This window comes from Idiomarina sp. HB, from assembly GCF_048059115.1.
Classification (GTDB): domain Bacteria; phylum Pseudomonadota; class Gammaproteobacteria; order Enterobacterales; family Alteromonadaceae; genus Idiomarina; species Idiomarina abyssalis.
Genome location: NZ_JAYLVU010000001.1, coordinates 975,741 through 996,808, shown reverse-complemented (window position 1 = coordinate 996,808; position 21,068 = coordinate 975,741). Strand labels below are relative to the sequence as shown.

Below are 21,068 nucleotides of genomic sequence, written 5' to 3'. Positions count from 1 at the left end.
CGAATCGATGCAAGAGATATATCTCGGTGTAGGGATGTTTACTGTCATCGTACTGGTTTTGGTTGCGATTATCATGTTCGCAAAATCAAAATTGGTACCTCAAGGTGACGTGGAAATCCTGATTAATGACGACGAAGACAAAAAGATCGTGACCCAACCTGGAACGAAGCTTCTGGGTGCTTTGGCAAACGCAGGCATTTTCGTGTCGTCTGCTTGTGGTGGCGGTGGTTCATGTGGCCAATGTCGCGTTACGGTTAAAGAGGGTGGCGGTGATATTCTGCCAACAGAGCTTGACCATATTACTAAGCGTGAGGCTCGCGAAGGCTGCCGTCTTTCATGTCAGGTTAACGTTAAACAGGACATGAAAATTGAATTACCAGAAGAAGTCTTCGGTATTCGTAAGTGGGACTGTACGGTTAAATCGAATGATAACGTAGCCACTTTCATTAAAGAGTTCATTGTTCAGTTGCCGGAAGGCGAAGAAGTACCATTCCGTGCGGGCGGCTTTATTCAAATTGAAGCTCCGCCTCATCATGTGAAGTACAAAGACTTTGATATTTCTGAAGAATATCACGCTGACTGGGACCGTTTTGGTTTCTTTGATGTTGAGTCTAAGGTTGACGAAGAAGTTGTACGTGCTTACTCAATGGCGAACTACCCAGATGAGAAAGGCATTATTATGCTGAACGTTCGCATAGCAACGCCGCCGCCGAACGACTTAAGTCTGCCAGCGGGTAAAATGTCATCGTACATTTTTAGTCTGAAACCGGGCGATAAAGTCACTATTTCTGGTCCATTTGGCGAGTTCTTTGCTAAAGAAACAGAGGCAGAAATGGTCTTCGTTGGTGGTGGTGCTGGTATGGCGCCAATGCGTTCGCATCTTTTTGATCAACTGCGTCGCCTGAAGACTGATCGCAAGATTTCATTCTGGTACGGTGCGCGTTCGAAGAAAGAAATGTTCTATGTTGAAGACTTCGATATGCTGGCCGAAGAGAATGACAACTTTGACTGGCACGTGGCCTTGTCTGACCCTCAGCCGGAAGATAACTGGGAAGGCGATACTGGTTTTATTCATAATGTTCTTTATGAGCGTTATCTTAAAGATCATGATGCGCCGGAAGACTGCGAGTTCTACATGTGTGGACCTCCGGTCATGAACGCTGCCGTTATCAATTTGTTGAAAGACTTAGGCGTCGAAGACGAGAACATTATGCTGGATGACTTTGGTGGTTAATCCATGATGTTCCTGAAAGTATCGAACGCTAAAATTTGGCTAGCCCTTATGGGGCTGGCCTTTTTAGTTTCTTGCTCAGATGCACCAGAAAAAATTGCATTTAGCGGCGAAACAATGGGAACAACTTACAGTGTTACGCTATACACTAAAGACCCCAGACACAATCAAGAAGAGATTAAGCGTAAAGTTGATATTGTGCTGGAACGTGTAAACGCCCAGATGTCGACTTACGACCCGAATTCTGAACTGTCTCAATTTAATCAATTTGAAAGTACTGAGCCGGTAGTTATTAGCCGTGAGCTTGAGCGAGTGGTGACTCGTGCTTTAGAAATTGCAGAGCAAACCGAGGGTGCTCTCGATATAACGGTTGGGCCCTTAGTTAACCTTTGGGGCTTTGGTCCTCAGGCGAGGCCGGAAGAAGAGCCGTCTGACAAAGAACTACAGACCGTTCGTGAAAAAACAGGTTACCAGAAGCTACGTGTTGAGAACCATCAACTGATCAAAGACAACCCCGAGATGTATGTCGATTTATCAACAATAGCAAAGGGCTATGGTGTTGACCGAGTTGGCCATTTACTCGATCAGCTGCGGATAAAGCAGTATCTTGTGGAAATTGGTGGTGAAGTTCTTACCAAAGGCGGTAAGCCTGATGAAGCGTCTTGGCGGCTGGCTGTCGAAAAACCGGTTTCTACGGAACGAGCCGTGCAACGTGTTGTCCAATTTAAAGACGGCGCGTTGGCAACATCCGGTGATTACCGAAACTACTTTGAAGAAGATGGGCGTCGCTATTCACATATTATTGATCCGGCGACAGGCTACCCAATACAGCATAATCTAGTTTCGGCATCGGTTTATACCGACGATACGATGTCTGCTGATGCTTATGCAACGGCTTTACTGGTTATGGGAACCGATAAAGCAAAAGCATTTGCGCGGAAACAGAATTTAGCAGTCATGCTCATCTATAAAACAGAAGAGGGTTTTAATGAGTATATCAGCGACGCATTCAAGCCGTTGTTGAGCGAGCAGGAGTAGGAGTTTTAATGCAAACCTTTATAATGGTATTCGCTTTGTTTGTAATCGTTGTACTGGCGATGGCCATTGGTTATATGGTGCAACGAAAAACAATTTCTGGCAGCTGTGGTGGCATTGGTGCATTAGGCATGGAAAAGGCCTGTGACTGTGACAACCCTTGCGAGAAACGCAAAGAGCGGATGAAGAAAGAAGAAGTCTGGAAGGAAAATCAGATTCATTGACCCTTTTAGTAAAAAAGGTTATAAACATATAACTTTTTGGTAAGTAGGAGGGTGGCATGAAACCAATCGATATTCAGACAAATGCAAATGAGCTTTATCTGGATTGTAACGCCACCACTCCTGTACTTCCTGAAATTATTGAAGCGGTATCCCATACCATGGAAACCGTTTTCGGTAACCCATCAAGTAGCCATATTACTGGCCTGAAAGCACGATATATTCTGGATACAACCCGTCAGCTAGCGCGAAAGACTGTTGGTTTAACCTCCGGTCGGCTTATTTTTACCAGCGGGGCAACAGAAGGGATACAAACCGCGGTTGTGTCCGCAATATACGCCGCGATGCAAGCCGAGCCTGGCAATAGAAAAACGCTGTTACTTTACGGTGCCACTGAGCACAAGGCTGTGCCGCAGGCGCTGGAGCATTGGAACAAGCTTTTAGGGTTAAATGCGCAATTGGTTGCTATTCCTGTGAATAGACAGGGGGTGTTAGACACTCAGTTTATTGCTCAGCACGCAAAAGATGCAGCAATGATATGTACCATGGCGGTAAATAATGAAACCGGAGTTGTGCAGGACCTTGAGCAATTAGAAAAGGTTATCCGTCAGCACAACCCGAATGTTCCCTGGATGGTCGACTGTGTTCAGGCATTAGGTAAGAAGGCGTTGAACCTGGATGCTACCACCATTGATTATGCGCCTTTTAGTGGTCATAAATTGTATGGGCCAAAAGGCATAGGATTTATGGCGGTCAGAGACGCTGCGCCTTATACACCCCTGATAATTGGTGGTGGGCAGGAGTCAGGGCAACGCTCAGGAACAGAGAATTTACCGGGAATTGCGGCGTTGAATGCGTTGTTTGAGTTAATGCAGGACGAGAGTAATAACCGTTTTCAGAACGATGATACTCTGCAGAGTTACCGAAACCAGCTGGTTGATGCCCTAAGCACAGCTTTTCCTTCGATTGTATTTAATCATGACTTAGACATTTCAGTGCCTACCACACTGAACTTCTCGGTAGAAGGTGTCGCGTCTCGCGATATTATGGATGTTTTTGATGCCTGCCAGATAAGAGTGAGCTCGGGCTCGGCTTGTAGCTCAAAGGTGACAAAAAGCTTTGTGCTGGACGCCATGGGGCTAGAGGAATGGCGCAGTGGTTCGGCTATTCGGTTATCTTTTGGGCCTGCCACTCGACAGGAAGAAATTAATGAAGCCTGTGTTCGAATCCAGCAGGCTGCGGATGCATTACGAAATTCCTGCCTGATTGTAGCGGATACAAACAACGATAATGACGCTAAACTCGATGGTGTTGTTCAACTCAAATACGATGATCACTGTTGTTATTTGATTATTGACCGCGAGGCCAGGGAAATTGCGGTCGTTGACCCACATCCCGCATTAGCCGGACGAATTGAGAATATTGTCAGCTGCCAGCATTACCGTGTGAAAGCTGTTGTTTGTTCAGCTGCAGATTCAGTAATGAGTCAGTCAATTGAGTTGCTGTTGCCGATACTTATACCGTCTCAGTCTATTGATGAATATGACGTATTCGGCTGGCCTAAAACCGCGACCGGAGTATGTGATGTGGCTCCTGTTGAATGCGAAGACAGCGTCATAGGCTGTATTAGTATCGGTGAACGCAGGTTGTTCCGTGTCGGCACGCGTAATCCTGTTTATGTTCTGAGCGAATCGGCGACACTTAAAGCTTTGGTTCATTCTGACTTTTTATTTACTGGTGCGGAAGCGTCACCTCAAACTTACGAAAGTTTCATGAGTGAGAATACGCTTATTTGTCCCGGACGTGACCCTGAGCATCACCTTGTTTACACACCTTGTGAATTAAGTGGTGACTGTCGTGTTGACGATGGCGTTAATATTCCTATTGGGGATACCGACGAGTTTTGGCATCGAAAAGATCTTGTCATTGTTGATGTTCGGGAACGGCAAGAACACGTGTTAACGGACTTGCCCTGCTGTGCAGAGGTCATTAATGTCCCGCTTACCGAAGTTGCTCAGTTCATACACAGCAACCCTCATTTGCGTGAGCGCGACATTATTTGTTTGTGTCGTTCAGGAAACAGAAGCCAGGTTGTGGCTAACGTATTGAAGCGACATGGCTTTAATAGCCGTCATCTATTAGGGGGCCTGGCTCTGCTTGGCGCCCCTGCCGCATAAGTGGCCTTTAAAGCTTTGTGCGTTCTTGCGGCGCCTGCCATTGCAAGCGACCAACATATCCGTCTTTACCGACCAGCCAGCAACTGATGTCGTCGTGGCACTGGATGTTCCAGATATTGGAATCAGACAGTTTAAACCACTCGTTGTTGTCCAGGTTAAGGGCAGCAGCACCCTGAGGGTTAGAGGTCAGTAGCCAGGAGCCGTTGTGATCAATCAGGCTTAAGCTGTAAAGTGCCCCGTTTATTGGTGGTTCCGACAGAGCAATAAATTCTTCATTTTGATAATGCCACAAGCGATCTTCGTTGCTGGAAGCATCGTTTAAGTCACCACCGGCAATGTAAAAAGTTTTCTCATTAACTGGCCACACGCTGGTGATACCGGCCATTGGACCCGCCTGCATTGGTGTTTCTACTACTCGGAAGCGAATTCCGAAGGAACCTTTAATCAATACTCTGGCTTTATCGGCGTTACCGGTTGCTATCATCCAGTTGTCATTATTAAAACGTGCGCAACTGCCACTTGACGCGAAACCACCTTCATTTGACTGAGGAGGCTCAGATACAGCGCTGCGTACTTGCATCCAGTTACGGCCGTCGGCACTACGGACCATGCGCCACTCGTCACCAACACTGTCACCATGCACCCAGGCTTCACCACTGGGCGAAAGCGCCATACAATTAAAGAAGCTGTCTGATTCGCCGCGGTAACGTAAACGCCAGCTATTGCCACCATTTTCAGTGTAATAGATGCGGGACTGACCACCATTACCAACACTGAGCGCATAGGCACGGCGATCATCTATTGCTTCAATATCTCTGAAATCAAGATCTTCGGGGCCCGGCTGAAAATATTGCCAGCTTTTACCCGAGTCCGTGGTTCTGGCTACAGTTCCCTTTTCACCGGAAAGCCATATTGTATTGCGGCTTACAGGGCTGACGCCCACCCAATGTTGTTGTCGAACATTATCAAATATCTCTATTTCCGGCGGTTGAGCCACCGCCGGAATACTTAATAATGCGCTGAAGGGCAAAGCAAGCTTGAGTGCATTTATGGCTTGCTGCTGTAGCTTCGATGTCATAGACGTGACCTAATTAATTATGCATGTTATTGAGTGTAACACGTTTCTTTTTAACCGATACGTCAGTTCAAAGCCTTCAGTTCACTGAGCATCAAAACACAGTCCGTTATCGGAAATGCTGTCGTCACCCATTAAATATAAATAAGTTGGCATTAGGTCTGCTGGTGTCTTTAATGACTTAGGATCTTCCGCCGGGTAGGCTTTAGAACGCATCGAGGTGCGCGTGGCTCCCGGGTTAATTACATTGGTCCGTAGCTTGGTACCTTCGTATTCGTCAGCAATAACTTGTGCCATACCCTCGGTTGCAAACTTACTGATTGAATAAGCGCCCCAGAAGGCACGACCTTTTCTGCCGACACCCGAAGAAGTAAAGACTAACGATGCACTGGAGGACTTTTCCATTACCGGAATAAGTGCCTTTGTCATGGCAAATTGGCCGGTGACATTAACTTGCATAATGTCATCCCAACTGTCTTTTTCGATATGAGTAAAAGGGGAAAGGATTCCCAGCAGACTGGCATTATGCAGTACACCATCTAATTTACCGAACTGATCCGCTATAGTTGCTGCCATATCGCGATAGTGATTTTCCGTTGCGCCTTTTAAATCCAGAGGAATAATTGCCGGTTGCGGACTTTCCTGAGCAATAATTTCATCGTAAACCGCTTCTAATTTACTGACCGTGCGGCCAAGTAAAATAACCGAAGCGCCGTGTTTGGCAAAGCTTAGAGCCGCCTGACGGCCAATGCCGTCACCGGCACCAGTAACTAAAATCACTTTATTTTTCAAAAGCTCAGGACTTGCCTGATAATCATGTACGGTTTTAATTTCCATAACAGTTTCTTAATACCATTGGACTGTGGTCGGGTGAGTAGGCTATTGTAACGATAATCGAGTAACTTCTCAGCAAACGAACGAAAAATCGGTAAAAAGCCTTTCATCTTAATTCATACAGGTGTATAAAAATCGTTAAGAGAAGGCATAGAATAACAAAACATAAAAAAGGATTGGGGATACCTCATGAAGAAATTATTACTCCCACTTGCGATTGGTTCTGCTCTTAGCCTGGTAGGCTGTGGTAGCGGTGACGAAGCGCCTATTACGGAAAGTGAAGTTAATGTTGCAGCATCACGCGTGGTGTTTGATCCGTCAAACGGCGCGTTATCTGCGCCAACGAACATACTGTTAAGTGGTTCAGTTGACGGCACATTGAACTTACCTGTTGCTGACGCGACAGACACGGCTAACCCTCAGGTTGCTATTAATGCACTTGATGGTTGGGGAACTCACTCGACATTAACCTTTGACTTCTCGTTGCCGGTTGACGAAAACGGTGAACAAGTCATCATAGAATCGGCTAGCCTGGAAGCACAAGGCTCTATACGTGTCTTTGAAACCATTCAGGGCGGCAGTGACGTTTCGGCTGGCTGTGCGGCAGCTAACCCGGCTGCGGTATGTGCGGTAACCGGTGAGCTTCAGCATGGTACTGATTTTATTGTTAAAGCGACAGGCGAAGGCAGTGTTGCGGTTGTTCCTTTACGTCCATTTAAGCCAGCTACCGGCTATTTGGTTGTATTGACTAATAATATTCAGGACTCACTTGGACGTGATGTTAAACCGTCACAGACTTATACCTTGATGAAGCGTGATGCGGAAGAGAATCCAGTATCCGGTGATGCAAGCGCATTAGCTTTACAAGGCTTGGTCAATAGCTATGAAGGCGCTCTTGCGCAGTATGGCGTTGACCCTGAAGGTGTTATTTATAGCTCCAACTTTACCACACAGTCTGTGGGTGAGGTTCTGGGCGTAACGAAAAGTTTATTAGGGCAGCAGGTTGCTGCGTCTAACCCACCTGTCATGCAGGCTGCTCCTCAGGGTTATACGTTAGACGTTGTGTTATCCGGCGCAGGAATTGAAGATCCAAATGCGTTGGCTGCGGCAAGCGCGGCTAAAGTCTATGGTGGACAGGTTGATTTACCATACTACTCTCCGCTACCTAGCGCTGAGAATCCAACGGCACCATTAACTGGTCGCTGGACTGCACAGTGTGACAGCCCTGCAGCTATCCTGAACGGGCTTCAGGCGGGTGAAATTGACCCGGCTGCTGAAGGTATTAGTGCAGAAATGGTTGACGACCCTTCATTAATGCTGCCACCTAATGCGTGTTTTGATATTGAAGGTGTCGACGAAGAGCGTCATCTGACTAAGTACAATCCGGTACCGGAAAAGCAGGGTGACCAGACTGTTGAAGCCTTTGTTACGATTCCTGATTTAGCAACCGCTAATGGCGTTCGCGCTCAAATGGGGCTGGAACCTCTAACTGCTCCTGAAAACGGCTGGCCTGTTGTGATTTTCCAACACGGTATTACTGGTGAGAAAGAAAATGCTGCGGCAATTGCAGGCACTTTTGCAGTAGCCGGTTTTGCGACAGTAGCTATAGACCACCCGTTACACGGCGGACGCGCCTTCGATGTTGATGGCGATGGTACTGATGATATTGATGCATCCAGTGAAAGTGGTGTTACTGCTTATATGAATTTGAGCAGTTTGCTGACAACGCGTGATAATTTGCGCCAGTCAATTACTGACCTTATTGGGTTGCGTTTAAGCCTGAACTACTTCCAGTCGCTGGACGGAGAAGAGTTGAACGGTCAGGATGTTCACTTTGTAGGACACTCTCTGGGCGCTATTGCTGGTACTGGTTTCACGGCGCTGGCAAATACCTCTTTTGGTGATAATAACCCTTTAGCGGCACTTGACGGACAATTTGCTGTGCAGGCTTCGAGCTTAGGTATGCCGGGTGGTAGTCTGGCTAACTTCTTACTAGCGTCTGACAGCTTTGGACCGACGATTAAAGCGACTTTACTGTACTCTTCTAACGCAGAGTTCAAGGCTGCAGCTGATCAGGCTATTGCTGGTGGCGCTACATTAGAGCAGTTCTACGCAGGTTTCATGGAGCAAGCATCTGCCGAGCAGGTTGCGCAAATCAATGCAACCTTTGAGCAGTTCGCATTTGCAGCACAAACTGTTGTCGACTCGGGAGACCCGGTTAACTACGCAAGTGGTGTCGTTGCTTCTGAAACGCCTGTATTCATGATTGAAGCCATTGGTGACTCGGTTATTCCAAATGCTGTTGAGAATAAGCCGCTGGCAGGAACTGAACCTCTAGCGACATTGCTTGGCCTAGAAGGTATTTCATCCACGACCACATCTGAAGATGGTACGCCGGTATCGGGTATTGTTCGCTTCGGTGGTGATGCAGAGCACGGTTCGCTGGTTGACTCCTCAGCGTCAGGAGCGGTAACCGCTGAAATGCAGCAGCAAATTGCGTTCTGGTTTGCTGCGGACATGATGCAATTACCAGTAACTAACGAAGAAGTGGTAGAATAACTCTCAGGTTATTGAACATTAAGTATTCAAAGGCCGGCAACTATGCTGGCCTTTTTCGTTTTAGGAGAGTGGTATGGACTTTGTTGCTGATATTGGAAGCTTTTTGCTAAAAGCAGCCATTATTGTGGTAGCGATTGGCTTTATTGTAGGGTTATTAGCTCAGGCGGCGCAGAAGCAGAAGAAGAGCAAAGGTGACCTGCAGGTAACCCATTTGTCTAAAGAGCTGAACGAACTCAGTGAGCAGTTAAAAATTGAACTGATGGACAAAAAAGCTCAGAAAAAAGCATTGAAAGCGTTAAAGAAGAAGAAAGCGACAGAGAATAAAGAAAAGCGGCTTTTTGTTATAGACTTTAAAGGCAGTATGGACGCTAAAGAAGTTGATAGCTTACGCCATGAAGTCAACGCAATTCTGAACCTGGCCACTGAGAAAGATGAAGTACTGGTGAGATTAGAAAGCGGTGGTGGTGTCGTCAATGGTTATGGTCTGGCGGCGGCTCAGTTACAGCGGTTGAGAGAACAAAAGCTAACGGTCAATGTTGCTATTGATAAGGTCGCAGCAAGTGGCGGTTATATGATGGCTTGCGTTGGTCACAAGCTCATGGCTGCGCCTTTTGCTTTTATTGGTTCCATTGGTGTGGTGGCACAGATACCTAATTTTCATCGGTTCCTGAAGAAGCATAATGTTGACTTTGAGCAGTTAACAGCAGGTGAATATAAACGCACTCTGACGCTATTTGGTGAAAACACCGATGAAGGGCGTCGTAAGTTTAAGCAGGACTTAGAGGCCATTCATCGCCAATTTAAGTCTTTTGTGCAGGAGAATCGTGCCGAACTCGATATTGATAAAGTTGCTACCGGGGAGGTCTGGTCTGGCCAGGAAGCGAAAGAGCTGGGCTTGATTGACGAGGTAACTACCAGCGACGCGTGGTTAATGAAGCAACATAAAGGTTTTAATGTACTTCAGTTACAGTATGTTATTCGTAAACCGCTGAGTGAGCGTTTTGCTAAAGGTATGTCTGTCATCATTCATACACTTAAGACTTCATTAACTCGGTCAGATGTCTCACAATAAAAGGTATTCAGCCCAGCTTTGCAGTTTTATAGCTGTTTATTTAAAGGCTTTCTGCTAGGCTGTTGCAGTTTTTTAAGAATGAATAATAAAGGACGCTTATGAGCGAAAAGAAAAAACTCAGTCTGACTAGCCGCATTGTCATAGGTATGGTCGCTGGGATCATTCTCGGTACTTTTATTCGTTACGTTGCCGGCGATAACGCCTGGGTTTCGTTGTATTTAACCAATGGCCTTTTTGACGTTGTAGGCCAAATATTCATTACCTCATTAAAAATGCTGGTTGTTCCGCTGGTGTTTGTATCACTGGTTGTCGGTACCTGCTCGCTGAGCGACCCCAGTAAACTCGGACGTTTAGGCGGTAAAGCTGTTGGTATGTATATGATAACCACAGCAATAGCCATTACCTTTGCAATTACCGCGGCCATTTTGGTTCAACCGGGGTCGGGTATTGAACGTGCTTCTGATGCTGATTTTGAACCCAGTGAAGCGCCTTCAGTGAGTGAGGTCATTGTGAATCTGTTCCAGGACAACCCGATTAACGCGATGGCCGAAGGTAATATGCTGCAAATTATTGTGTTTGCGCTGCTGTTTGGTATATCGATGGCATTAATTGGCAAACCCGGAGAGCGTTTAAAAGGCTTTTTTGACGATCTGAACGCCGTCATTATGAAGCTGGTGGTTATTCTGATGAACGTTGCGCCTTACGGTGTTTTTGCACTCATGGCAAAACTGTTTGCAGAAATCGGTGTGGAAATGATTGGCAGCCTGGCGAAGTACTTCTTGCTGGTTCTGTTTGTTTTATTAGCTCACGGCTTGATTGTTTATCCGCTATTTATGCGTGTTTTGGCTCGGGTAAAACCCGGTATCTTCATGCGTAAACTGCGCGACGCCCAATTATTTGGCTTCAGTACGGCCAGTAGTAATGCCACCATGCCCATTACATTAGAAACAGTTACACGCCGCTTAGGTGTCAGTAATAGCGTTGGTTCCTTCACTGTGCCTTTGGGCGCGACCATCAATATGGATGGTACGGCGATTATGCAGGGTGTGGCAACGGTCTTCATTGCTCAGGTGTATGGTCTGGACTTAGGCGTTGCTGAGTATCTGATGGTTATTATGACCGCTACATTAGCCTCAGTTGGTACGGCAGGGGTTCCAGGTGTGGGGCTTATTATGCTGGCTATGGTATTGCAGCAAGTTGGCTTACCGGTTGAAGGCATTGGCCTCATCATTGGTGTTGATCGCCTGCTGGATATGACCCGAACCGCAGTTAATGTCACTGGTGACGCGATGGTCAGCTGTGTTGTTGCGCGTTCAGAAAACGACTTCGATGAAGAAGTTTACTACGACAAAGAAGCTGGTAAAAAGTTAGAAGAGCTTTAACTTTACTGGTAAAGAACCGGTGCACGCTTAAGCGTGCGCCGGCACTCCGGAATGAAAACGCAGTTCTGTGTCTTCAGACGTAATTAATTCCGCTTCCCACTCTCTGAATTGATTCACTCTTTCCGTAATATCCGTATCACTGAGTTTTTGTGCCAATTCCAGATAATCCTGATAGTGTCTTGCTTCCGAGCGTAGGAGCGATACATAGAAGCGGGTAATATCTTCATCCAAATAGGGAGCAAGCTCTGCAAAGCGTTCGCATGAACGCGCTTCTATCAACGCGCCGATAATAAGCTTATCAATTAACGCTTGTGGTTCGTATGTACGAACATGGCTTATCAGGCTGGCGGCATAGCGAGAAGCACTGAGCTTATACAGCGGAATATCACGCGCTTGCATTATCTCAAGAACCTGCTGAAAGTGATGCAGTTCTTCCCGGATAAGGCGTGACATTTTGTCGATAATTTCGTCGGCATAAGGCTGTGACTCTGCGGCTTTTAATGCTTGAGACAGCTGCTTACTTTGTTGTATTTGCTCAATTCCACCAATGCCCCGGTAGACTAGGTTTTCGTAAGGTTGTAAAGCATCAAGCAGGGCTTGTGCATGGTCTTTATTAACTGCATAACGGCGCAGCAATAAAGCTGCACTTTGCGCAGCTTTAAGCTCACAATGTAAGTGATCAAGTAAAATGACTGGCAGGTTTTCTTCTTGGGCTGCCTGCTGAATCCACTCTTGCGGTGTTGGGCAAAGTAAAAAACAACGGATAGGCTCTAACAGCTTTAAATAAGGTTCGACGAGGCTATGATTCACAGCGATCCTTCTTGACTTAAAAATACAAAATAAATTAACAAACTCGGCGTCGTTCTATAACAAAAGGCCTTGACAGAAAAGAGGTGGTGCTGAATATTAGACACATGGGGTGAATTTTTCAGCAGTACCCGCATCAAAATTATAACGTATTTAAGAATTCGGCGGTATGACCGCGTACTATGGGGAAGTGAAGTTATGATACTGAATCATATTTGGGGCCTATACGCTCATCCAGTACAAGAATGGAAGTCTATCGACAGTAAGCGGGAAAGCTTTTTTTACTCTTGTTCTCACGTTTTATTAGTTGCTATTTTACCTTGTCTGGCGGCTTATTATGCCTCGGCTCATCTGGGCTGGAGTATTGGCGCGCGGGACTCTATTTATTTAACGCAAAACAGCGCACTTATGATGGCTGTTGCTATGTACATTGGTATTCTGGGCGCAACGTTCGCGCTGGCCTACTTAATTTACTGGATGGCAAAAACCTTCGGTGCTGATCCGAGCTTTACTAAGTCGTTAGAACTGGCTGCCTACGCGGCAACTCCGGTTATTATGTCTGGTATTGCTTCTTTGTATCCGGAACTGTGGTTTGTGGCTGTCGTTTTTCTTGGTGGTGTGGCTTATTCCGTGTACCTGCTTTACTCAGGTCTTCCGGTTATTATGCACATTCCTGAGGAGCGAGGCTTTCTTTATGCCAGCTCGGTAGTAACAGCCGGCCTTATTGCTATGGTTGTACTTATGGCAACCACCGCTATTTTATGGACCAACGGCTTCGGGCCTTCTTTCGTTTCATAAAACTGGCTTCATAAAAGAAAAATGCCCGGTTCTGCTTTACCAGAGCCGGGCATTTTTTTGTGCATTATAAGGCTTTATTTCTTTAAGTAATGTCCAGCCAGACAGGTAACCGGAGCCGCTGTCGGTTTACCGTGTTGCCAGTCACCGCCTTCAACGCCACTGCCTGCGATATCAATATGAATGTAGCTAAGTGGTTTTTCGCTGTCGATACCATGGTTATCCAGCCCGGAAACACCAACCAGGAAGGCCATAGGGAACTGGTGCCCACGAGGTGTTGTAGCTGACGGGCCATTGTTCGAGGAGAGTAAGTCGTCACACAGAGTGCGACCTTTCACGAAATCAAAGTCTTCGCGACGTGACCAGGAAATTTCAGTTGGGTCTCCGTAAACTTCGCCGGCATCAAACAGCGCCTGAGAGAGCTTCTGACGACGTGCATGGCCATTAGGTACCAGTGCGCTATAAGGTCCTTTTGACAGAGCCGCGTGCCCGGTCAGGGTGGCTACGGTGTACAGTTCGTGCTCGCCATCACTCTTCGCTGCTTCTTCACGCAAGTGAGACAGCAGGTCGGCCATAATCAGGCGGCCTTCAGCATCGGTGTTACCAATACGCACACGCTTACCACTGTGTCCGGTAATGATTTCATCCGCAACAAAGGCATCGGAACCAATACTGTTACGCACAGCACCAATTTCTGCAATCACATTCAAGTGTTCAGGTTGCAGTTCAGCCACTGTTTTAACAAAGCCCGCAACGCCTGCCGCACCACCTTTGTCACGGCTCATACCAGCCATGTGACCGCCAACTTTCAGGTCAGCGCCACCGGTGTCGTAGACGATACCTTTTCCGGCGAACATAACAGTACGTTCTGGCTTGCTGCCATGATACTCAAGGCGTATAACGCAAGGGCGGTGGCGCTCTACTGCCATTGACGAACGTCCAACCGCGGCCAGCAGCGGATACTCGTGCTGAAGTTGTTGTGAGTCGTCTATAACCGTCACTTTAACAGCGGTGTGGGCAAACGCCTGGCGGCAGTATTCAGCAAAACGAGGCGGCGCCATGCGCTCTGGCTCTGTGCCTGCTAAGTCGCGGGCAACACGTTTACCAGCTTCTACTGCCATAGCCCAGTCTGCGTCCAGCTCACCAACTAAAATAACGCTTTTAGTCGGTTCAATAGCTTCTTCACCATGCGCTTCACGCGCTTCAAGAGGCTGATAAAGTGCCTGACAAAAGCCCAGATAAGCCGCTAAAAAGGCCTGCTTATAACGCTCGTCGTTAATATTTACGTTGTTCAGTGCGATAACAGGGTGGCGGGCACCGGCATCTTGCGCCATTTTTGCGGCGGCGTGTGCGGCATCAAATACCTGGCGAACGTCGTCAAAATCACGATTCAGAGGACCAGTAGGTGCAGCAACCAGGCGTTGGCCCGGGACTCCGTCAGCTTTTAGCAGCAATGGCTGTTTGCCAACTCGCTGGTCGGTGATTTTTGCCTGTTGAATAACTTCAGCCAAGGCTGAGTCGTCAACAGAGTCAAAGTTCCCAATTAAGATAAGTGCATCAGCACCATCTTTTGAGTATGCGTCAGCTAGTGAGCTAACAATTTGCAACTGAGCAAATGCCATAGAGTAAACCTCTTAATCAGTTTGTCGGTTAAGCGCGACGCCAGCGGGTGCCTTCTGCACCGTCTTCCAGGACAATGCCCATGTTGGTTAATTCGTCACGGGCTTCATCTGCTGCAGCCCAGTCTTTATCTGCACGGGCCTGATTTCGCTTAGCAATCAACGCTTCAATTTTGGCGACATCATCGTCATCGCCCTGTAAAAATTCTTCAGGAGACTGCTGTAGCAGCCCCATAACTTCTGCAAGCTCAATCAAAACATGCGCTAACTGAGCCGCTGTGTCCGGAGCACTGTCACGGTTACGGTTAATCTCACGGGCAACTTCAAACAACACGCTCATGGCTTCCGGCGCGTTTAAGTCGTCGTCCATTGCCTGCTGAAAGCTCTGCCAGTATTGACTACGCAATGCTTCGTTAGCGGCTTGCGGTTTTATGTCACGCAATGCGGTGTATAAGCGCTCCAGAGCGGAATGCGCCTGATCCAGGTTTTCCTGAGTATAGTTCAGCTGCGAGCGATAGTGGCTCGAAAGCAGAAAATAACGAACCGTTTCAGCATCGTATTGTTCCAGTACGCTGCGAATGGTAAAAAAGTTGCCCAGTGATTTTGACATTTTTTCATTGTCGACTTGCACCATGCCACTGTGCATCCAGTATTTTACGTACTCAGAGTGGTTAGCACAGCAACTTTGAGCAATTTCATTTTCATGGTGAGGGAAGGCCAGATCTGAACCTCCGCCATGAATATCAAAGGTGGTGCCCAAGTGCTTTTTGTTCATTGCTGAACACTCAATGTGCCAGCCGGGTCGTCCTTCGCCCCAGGGAGATGACCAACTGGGCTCTCCGGCCTTTGCTGCTTTCCATAACACAAAGTCGAGCGGATCTTGTTTTGCTGAGTCGACATCAACTCGCGCTCCGGCCTGCAACTGCTCCAGGTCCTGACGACTGAGTTTTCCATAGTCATTAAAAGTGGATACATCAAACAGAACGTCACCGTTGCCGGCCTCATAGGCATTGCCGTTTTCGATGAGACTTTCAATCATCTGGATAATTTCATCCATATGGCTGGTAACGCGTGGTTCAATATCTGGGCGAACTAAATTCAGTGCGTCAAAATCCTTGTGCATCTCACCAATGAAGCGCTCGGTGACCTGATGAAAGTCTTCGCCTTTTTCAGCCGCACGTTTAATGATTTTATCGTCGAGATCAGTAATGTTGCGTACGTACTTAACATCGTAACCAAGCTTACGCAGATACCGCACGACAATATCAAAAGCGACATAAGTTCTGGCATGGCCTATATGGCAGTAGTCGTAAGTGGTAACACCACACACATAAATACCCACGTGACCGGGTTTGATTGGCTCAAATGACTGCTTCTTGCGGGTCAGGGTATTAAAGACGGTTAATGCCATAATGTGATCTCTTACTTATCTATCGGTTAGCGATGAAAACAAAGGGCTTATGATACCACCGATGGCGAGGCTCTGGTACACTATCAGCTGGTTTAGTCAATGAAACAGGTACATTCAATGCAAGTCGTTTTACATACCAATCATGGTGATATCACTTTAGAAATGCACAACGAAACAGCGCCTAAGACTGTAGAAAACTTTTTACAGTATGCCCGCGACGGTTTTTATGACGGTACAATCTTTCACCGCATTATTAATAACTTCATGGTACAGGGCGGTGGTTTCGAACCTGGCATGGAGCAAAAAGAAACACGCGATAACATCGAAAACGAGGCTCCGACAGCAAAACCGAATGTGGTTGGTTCGGTGGCTATGGCGCGCACGCCTGATCCTCATTCAGCATCGTCTCAGTTTTTCATTAATGTGAACGACAATGCCTTTTTGAACTTTCAAAATGAAACACCTAATGGTTACGGCTATTGTGTATTTGCTGAAGTTGTTGATGGTATGGAAGTAGTGAACGCCATAAAAGAAGTGAAAACCGGCTCAGCGGGCTTTCACCAGGACGTACCGGTTGAAGACGTGGTTATCGAGAAAGTCTCAGTTAACGATTAACCGATATGACCACTGGCTTTATCGCAGATTTACATTTAAGCCCGGGGCGGCCAGATATTCTGGCTGCCTTTGGTGACTTTTGTCAGCAACACCAGCACCTCGATGCGCTCTATATTCTTGGTGACTTATTCGATGCCTGGCTGGGTGACGACGATACCAGTGAATTTGCAGCAAAAGTGAAAAAACAACTGAAACAAATGACGGACAAGGGTGTGCGGCTTTACTTTATGGCCGGAAACCGTGACTTCATGGTGGGTGAACGCTTTGCCGGCGAGGTTGGCTTAACCATTCTCCCCGATGAAACGGTTATCGATTTGTACGGTGAACGAGTGTTGCTTATGCATGGCGATACACTCTGCACCTTAGATACCGGCTATTTGCGTTATCGCTCAGTTATTCAGAACCCTTTAGTTAAGAGTGTTATGCGCAACTTACCTTTGTCATGGCGTATGCGTATTGCGAACCGGTTACGGAAAAAATCCAGCAGCCAAAAGCCCGAACTAACTCCCGCACAGCTTTATAAAATGGATGCTCAGCACCCGGAAGTACTTCGTGTGATGGAGAAACACAGTGTTAATCAGTTAATTCATGGGCACACCCACCGCCCTGCGGTTCATTGTTTTACGCTTAGTGACGGCACTTGGGCAAAACGTATTGTATTGGGAGACTGGTATCAGCAAGCCAGTGTTTACCTTGTTTCTAAGTAACGTCTGCGCTTTTTTTCTTTTAACTGAGTAATATCAACCAGAACCAGTCCATCAATTGAATGGTTGAAATCCGGATCGACACCAAACTCCAGAAACTGAACTCCGCCTGGCTCGCACAGTTCCGAATACTGTTTATAAAGCGTTGGAATTGAACACCCCATATTGGCTAAGTAGCTTTTCAGCAGAACAAATTCGTTTGTGTAATTCGTACCGGTAAAGTTAGGAACAGTAGAGTAAGTGTTTAAACGATAAGGAATGTTGGCTGTAGCCATGTCGGTCTGAGCCGGGAAGTAAGTGCTGTAAAACTTGACCAGAGCAGCCTGGGCCTCCGGAGGCAGCGCATTACTGATACTGACCGAACCAAACAGATAACGGTACCTAGAGTGTTTACGTAACAATGCACCGATACCGACCCAAAGATAGTCCAGGCTGCGTTTACCCCAGTATTGCGGTTGTACAAATGAACGACCCAATTCAAGGCTTTGGGGGAGGAGTTTTTTCATTGTTGTCGTAAATTCATAAAAGCCCTGGCTGTAGAGCCCGGAATGTCCACGGGTTTCAATAATTTTTCTACTGTCACCTAAACGGTACGAGCCGGCAATTTCAAGATCATCCGGATCCCACAGAATTAAATGCATGTACCAGGTATCGTACTCATCAAGATCGCGCTTGCGCCAGGTGCCTTCACCAACTGTGCGAAAAGCAACTTCCCGTAGACGCCCTATTTCTCGCAAAATAGGTGAACTGCCGTTAAACTCATACAAATAAATCTTTTTACCGCAAGGTGTCTGCCCTAATTGCTCACAGGCTTCTATTGCCGCTTTGAGAGGCTGGCGAGGTTCCGGACGGGCAATGGCTGTTTGAGTAGGAAATATTGCTTTTTTGGACGTTCCTAAACGGTATAGATGCTTTTTAAACAGTTTAACCTGTTGGTTAATGCTGAGCCCCTGTTGAATAAAAGCTTCAGCCGGTATTTTTTGGCCAATGTGACATTTCACTTGTTTTTGCTGTTGGCGGAACATTTCTTTAACCAACAGCATTGTGGCTAACGGCTTATAAACCATCGAGGCGGTATAGAACCATGCTGAGTTGTGAGCATCGAGCCTTATCGGCAATATATCGCTCTGAGTTGCTTTGGCTATTTTTAAAAAGCCGTTTTGCCAGTGTGTGTCACGCACACCATTAGGGCGTAATCGCGAAACCTCACCTGCGGGAAAAAGAATAACGCAGCCTTCGTTATGGAGGTGGCTGTGTATGCTCCGAATGTCTTTACGGTTAGGCTTTCCTGCAAAAACGTTAACCGGCAATAACAGCGAATTAAGAGGCTCGAGTGCAGAAAGCCATTCGTTGGCGACTATTTTCACATCGCTACGTACTTCACTGACTAACTTTAGCAAGGCCAATCCATCGAGAGAGCCAATGGGGTGGTTAGCAATAATGACTAAACGTCCATTGACAGGAATGTTGTCAATTGCCTGTGATGAATAAGCGTAAGTGAAATTAAAATAATCCAGAGCATGTTCAACAAAGTCGATGCCTTCCAGCGCAGGAGAACTTCTTCCAAACTCTTGAATATCCTCTTCATGTAACAGGTTTCTCAAAAACCAGGCAGTTGGCTTTTCCAGCCAGGGTTTACCTTTAATATTGGGAAGCTTGTCGCTAACAACTTTATCAACAGATAACATAAGTGCTCCGGCTGTGCAGTTATCGATATCAAAAGTTTAAGCAGCATTAATGACAGTTTAATGACGTTAAGACACTAAAAAGGGGCCTTGCGGCCCCTGAGTCTTTAACTAAGGTTTCTCTATAAGCTTAGTCGTTAAATTGCTTACCGAAAAACGACTCTTCCAGCCACTGTGGACGTTGATCAGCGTTCGCAATCTCTTTACCAATAGCAAAGTTAATGTTGGTAAAACGCGCTCCTGCTTCGTAGTTTATATCCAGGTTCAGTCCGTCGCTCGGCTTGTGATAATGCTCGGCGAAAAACTTACCCCAGACCTCACCACCGTCTTCACCTTCAGTACGAGAATTAAAGCCCGTCATCAGGAATACGGCCGGGATGCCTTTTTTAACCAGAGTGTAGTGATCTGAACGGGTAAAAATAGCTTGTTCCGGCATTGGATCCGGGCTTTGCTCAGTATCAAATTGCTTTGCAGCCTTGCTGACCGTTTCACCCAAAGTGGAGTGTGAAGCGCCAAAAGCAATGATATCGGCAAAATCATAAAGCAGTACCGGCATATCCAGGTTAACGTTAGCGACAATACTGCTTAACGGAACAGTCGGGTTATTGGCGAAGTAGTCGGCACCCAATAATCCTTTTTCTTCTGCCGTAACAGATAAGAACATAATTGAGCGATCAAATTCCTGCCCTGATTCAACGAATAAACGAGCGGTTTCTAACATAACTGAAACGCCGCTGGCATTATCCATCGCACCATTGTTGATGTTGTCCTCGCGGCTCATATCTTTGATAACACCAATGTGATCGGAGTGTGCTGTGTAGACAACGTACTCGTCTTTTAAGGTATCGTGAGAGCCGGGCAATACGGCAGCAACGTTAGGGCTGGTAATTTCTTCGTGGCGGGACTCGCGAGCAAGAGTCACTGTGCCTTCTAACTCAAACCCTTTTGGAGAAAAGTCAGGGTCCTCTTCGATTTGCTCAAAAATTTTACTCAGTTCAGTTGGTGCATTAGCAAATAACTGCGCTGCAGGTTCATCGTCAAGGTAGGCGGAGCCCATCAGTTGTTGCTCTTCACCTTTTGGGAGACCGTTTGGACCAAGCCAGGTCATACGAGGTGTTTTGGTGTAATAAACACTGGTTTCATACTTGCGCGTTTTTTCTCTTACAGGCGTATGCAGGGTAATGATTCCAACTGCACCTTTATCACGAGCAATATCGGTTTTAATGTTAGCTAAGTGAGCGCCTTCTTCGCTTGGCAGAAAGCCGGGGCGACCAGTCAGCATAACCACAATTTTACCGTCAACGTTAAGGCCGTCGTAGTCGTTTAAACCAAATTCAGGCGCTTCCATGCCATATCCAACGAAGACCAGAGGTGCTGAGATCTCATCTTTTTCGCTGTAATGGCTGGGGCCGGTAATAAACTGTTTCGGAAATTCAAATTCAACCACTTCACCATTGCTTTCAAAGCTCATGCTGGCGCTGTTTTCTTTTAGGGTACTTTTGCGAAACGGAATACGCTGGTAGAAGCTGCCATCATCTCCAGCAGGTTCCAGACCGAGTTTTTTAAACTCAGAAACAATGTAGTTCGACGCAATTTCGTGCCCTTCGCTGCCAGTTTGACGGCCTTTTAAGTCATCATCGGCAAGAAATTCTAAATGAGCACGTAGATTTGTTTCGTCGGCACTAACATCAATAGTTTGTGACTTTGTCTCCGGCGCACCGCACGCTGCAACAAGCAAGCTAAGCGCTGCGGGTAAGAGAATATGGGATGGCTTCATGTTGTATCCTTTGGTTTTATTTTTATCATAATAGCTGAGCTAGTGTACCGCAGCAGCTAAAAGACGACC

General features: G+C 46.7%; 17 protein-coding genes. 10 read left to right on the top strand and 7 right to left on the bottom strand.

Translation table 11 applies throughout. The annotated features are described in order from the left end of the window. Positions 1-7: 7 nt before the first annotated feature. Genes nqrF through VBY75_RS04940 form a run of 4 tightly spaced genes read left to right on the top strand, consistent with a single transcriptional unit; the run spans position 8 to position 4,664 of the window. Complete coding sequence (nqrF, locus tag VBY75_RS04955; RefSeq protein WP_054486917.1) at positions 8-1,234, top strand: NADH:ubiquinone reductase (Na(+)-transporting) subunit F; 1,227 nt, start codon at positions 8-10, stop codon at positions 1,232-1,234. Between the two features lie 3 nt (positions 1,235-1,237). After that, entirely contained in the window at positions 1,238-2,269 is a 1,032-nt protein-coding gene (locus tag VBY75_RS04950; RefSeq protein WP_416511315.1) for an FAD:protein FMN transferase, read from the top strand. Positions 2,270-2,277: 8 nt separating this feature from the next. Next, a complete protein-coding gene (nqrM, locus tag VBY75_RS04945) occupies positions 2,278-2,490 on the top strand; it encodes a (Na+)-NQR maturation NqrM (RefSeq protein WP_199494595.1) in 213 nt (70 codons plus the stop codon). 56 nt (positions 2,491-2,546) lie between these two features. Beyond that, positions 2,547-4,664: an aminotransferase class V-fold PLP-dependent enzyme gene (locus VBY75_RS04940; protein ID WP_416511313.1), complete on the top strand. Its 2,118-nt coding sequence runs from the start codon at positions 2,547-2,549 to the stop codon at positions 4,662-4,664. 7 nt (positions 4,665-4,671) lie between these two features. On the opposite strand, the gene VBY75_RS04935 is transcribed toward VBY75_RS04940, so the two are convergent. Both VBY75_RS04935 and VBY75_RS04930 read right to left on the bottom strand, forming a co-directional pair. Then, entirely contained in the window at positions 4,672-5,742 is a 1,071-nt protein-coding gene (locus VBY75_RS04935; RefSeq protein WP_416511311.1) for a WD40/YVTN/BNR-like repeat-containing protein, read from the bottom strand. Between the two features lie 81 nt (positions 5,743-5,823). Further along, positions 5,824-6,576, bottom strand: coding sequence for a YciK family oxidoreductase (locus VBY75_RS04930; protein WP_278356022.1), 753 nt, complete (start codon positions 6,574-6,576; stop codon positions 5,824-5,826). Between the two features lie 186 nt (positions 6,577-6,762). On the opposite strand from VBY75_RS04930, the gene VBY75_RS04925 reads away from it, so the two are divergent. The 3 genes from VBY75_RS04925 to VBY75_RS04915 all read left to right on the top strand — a co-directional run bounded on the left by VBY75_RS04925 (position 6,763) and on the right by VBY75_RS04915 (position 11,586). After that, positions 6,763-9,132 carry a VolA/Pla-1 family phospholipase gene (locus VBY75_RS04925; RefSeq protein ID WP_416511308.1) on the top strand — a complete coding sequence of 790 codons (2,370 nt, stop codon included), beginning with the start codon at positions 6,763-6,765 and terminating at the stop codon, positions 9,130-9,132. A gap of 73 nt (positions 9,133-9,205) precedes the next feature. Continuing rightward, the gene (gene sohB, locus VBY75_RS04920) at positions 9,206-10,204 is read left to right on the top strand and encodes a protease SohB (RefSeq protein ID WP_416511306.1); all 999 of its coding nucleotides are present in this window, start codon (positions 9,206-9,208) and stop codon (positions 10,202-10,204) included. Positions 10,205-10,302: 98 nt separating this feature from the next. Next, positions 10,303-11,586, top strand: coding sequence for a dicarboxylate/amino acid:cation symporter (locus VBY75_RS04915; protein WP_416511304.1), 1,284 nt, complete (start codon positions 10,303-10,305; stop codon positions 11,584-11,586). A gap of 27 nt (positions 11,587-11,613) precedes the next feature. On the opposite strand, the gene miaE is transcribed toward VBY75_RS04915, so the two are convergent. Then, positions 11,614-12,396 (bottom strand): tRNA isopentenyl-2-thiomethyl-A-37 hydroxylase MiaE, encoded by a 783-nt coding sequence (gene miaE, locus VBY75_RS04910; RefSeq protein ID WP_054486933.1) that lies wholly within the window; start codon positions 12,394-12,396, stop codon positions 11,614-11,616. A 195-nt stretch (positions 12,397-12,591) separates the two neighbouring features. Here miaE and VBY75_RS04905 point away from each other — a divergent pair, with 195 nt between their 5' ends. Beyond that, the gene (locus VBY75_RS04905) at positions 12,592-13,191 is read left to right on the top strand and encodes a Yip1 family protein (RefSeq protein ID WP_054486935.1); all 600 of its coding nucleotides are present in this window, start codon (positions 12,592-12,594) and stop codon (positions 13,189-13,191) included. 74 nt (positions 13,192-13,265) lie between these two features. On the opposite strand, the gene VBY75_RS04900 is transcribed toward VBY75_RS04905, so the two are convergent. Next, a complete protein-coding gene (locus VBY75_RS04900; RefSeq protein WP_278358341.1) occupies positions 13,266-14,810 on the bottom strand; it encodes a M17 family metallopeptidase in 1,545 nt (514 codons plus the stop codon). Positions 14,811-14,838: 28 nt separating this feature from the next. Beyond that, entirely contained in the window at positions 14,839-16,218 is a 1,380-nt protein-coding gene (cysS, locus tag VBY75_RS04895; protein WP_199494600.1) for a cysteine--tRNA ligase, read from the bottom strand. A gap of 117 nt (positions 16,219-16,335) precedes the next feature. Here cysS and VBY75_RS04890 point away from each other — a divergent pair, with 117 nt between their 5' ends. Continuing rightward, positions 16,336-16,833 (top strand): peptidylprolyl isomerase, encoded by a 498-nt coding sequence (locus tag VBY75_RS04890; protein WP_416511300.1) that lies wholly within the window; start codon positions 16,336-16,338, stop codon positions 16,831-16,833. Positions 16,834-16,838: 5 nt separating this feature from the next. After that, positions 16,839-17,540: a UDP-2,3-diacylglucosamine diphosphatase gene (locus VBY75_RS04885; RefSeq protein WP_054486942.1), complete on the top strand. Its 702-nt coding sequence runs from the start codon at positions 16,839-16,841 to the stop codon at positions 17,538-17,540. Here the strand turns inward: VBY75_RS04885 and VBY75_RS04880 are convergent. Together VBY75_RS04880 and VBY75_RS04875 are read right to left on the bottom strand one after the other, a co-directional pair. After that, positions 17,522-19,225, bottom strand: coding sequence for a GNAT family N-acyltransferase (locus tag VBY75_RS04880; protein ID WP_416511298.1), 1,704 nt, complete (start codon positions 19,223-19,225; stop codon positions 17,522-17,524). The genes VBY75_RS04885 and VBY75_RS04880 overlap by 19 nt on opposite strands. Before the next feature lie 127 nt (positions 19,226-19,352). After that, a complete protein-coding gene (locus tag VBY75_RS04875; protein WP_199494604.1) occupies positions 19,353-20,999 on the bottom strand; it encodes a M28 family metallopeptidase in 1,647 nt (548 codons plus the stop codon). Positions 21,000-21,068: the final 69 nt, after the last annotated feature.

Coding starts and splice junctions, on each gene's coding strand:
- nqrF (WP_054486917.1), top strand. CDS start 8: ATGCAAGAGATATATCTCGGTGTAGGGATGTTTACTGTCATCGTACTG.
- VBY75_RS04950 (WP_416511315.1), top strand. CDS start 1,238: ATGATGTTCCTGAAAGTATCGAACGCTAAAATTTGGCTAGCCCTTATG.
- nqrM (WP_199494595.1), top strand. CDS start 2,278: ATGCAAACCTTTATAATGGTATTCGCTTTGTTTGTAATCGTTGTACTG.
- VBY75_RS04940 (WP_416511313.1), top strand. CDS start 2,547: ATGAAACCAATCGATATTCAGACAAATGCAAATGAGCTTTATCTGGAT.
- VBY75_RS04935 (WP_416511311.1), bottom strand. CDS start 5,742: ATGACATCGAAGCTACAGCAGCAAGCCATAAATGCACTCAAGCTTGCT.
- VBY75_RS04930 (WP_278356022.1), bottom strand. CDS start 6,576: ATGGAAATTAAAACCGTACATGATTATCAGGCAAGTCCTGAGCTTTTG.
- VBY75_RS04925 (WP_416511308.1), top strand. CDS start 6,763: ATGAAGAAATTATTACTCCCACTTGCGATTGGTTCTGCTCTTAGCCTG.
- sohB (WP_416511306.1), top strand. CDS start 9,206: ATGGACTTTGTTGCTGATATTGGAAGCTTTTTGCTAAAAGCAGCCATT.
- VBY75_RS04915 (WP_416511304.1), top strand. CDS start 10,303: ATGAGCGAAAAGAAAAAACTCAGTCTGACTAGCCGCATTGTCATAGGT.
- VBY75_RS04905 (WP_054486935.1), top strand. CDS start 12,592: ATGATACTGAATCATATTTGGGGCCTATACGCTCATCCAGTACAAGAA.
- VBY75_RS04900 (WP_278358341.1), bottom strand. CDS start 14,810: ATGGCATTTGCTCAGTTGCAAATTGTTAGCTCACTAGCTGACGCATAC.
- cysS (WP_199494600.1), bottom strand. CDS start 16,218: ATGGCATTAACCGTCTTTAATACCCTGACCCGCAAGAAGCAGTCATTT.
- VBY75_RS04890 (WP_416511300.1), top strand. CDS start 16,336: ATGCAAGTCGTTTTACATACCAATCATGGTGATATCACTTTAGAAATG.
- VBY75_RS04885 (WP_054486942.1), top strand. CDS start 16,839: ATGACCACTGGCTTTATCGCAGATTTACATTTAAGCCCGGGGCGGCCA.
- VBY75_RS04880 (WP_416511298.1), bottom strand. CDS start 19,225: ATGTTATCTGTTGATAAAGTTGTTAGCGACAAGCTTCCCAATATTAAA.
- VBY75_RS04875 (WP_199494604.1), bottom strand. CDS start 20,999: ATGAAGCCATCCCATATTCTCTTACCCGCAGCGCTTAGCTTGCTTGTT.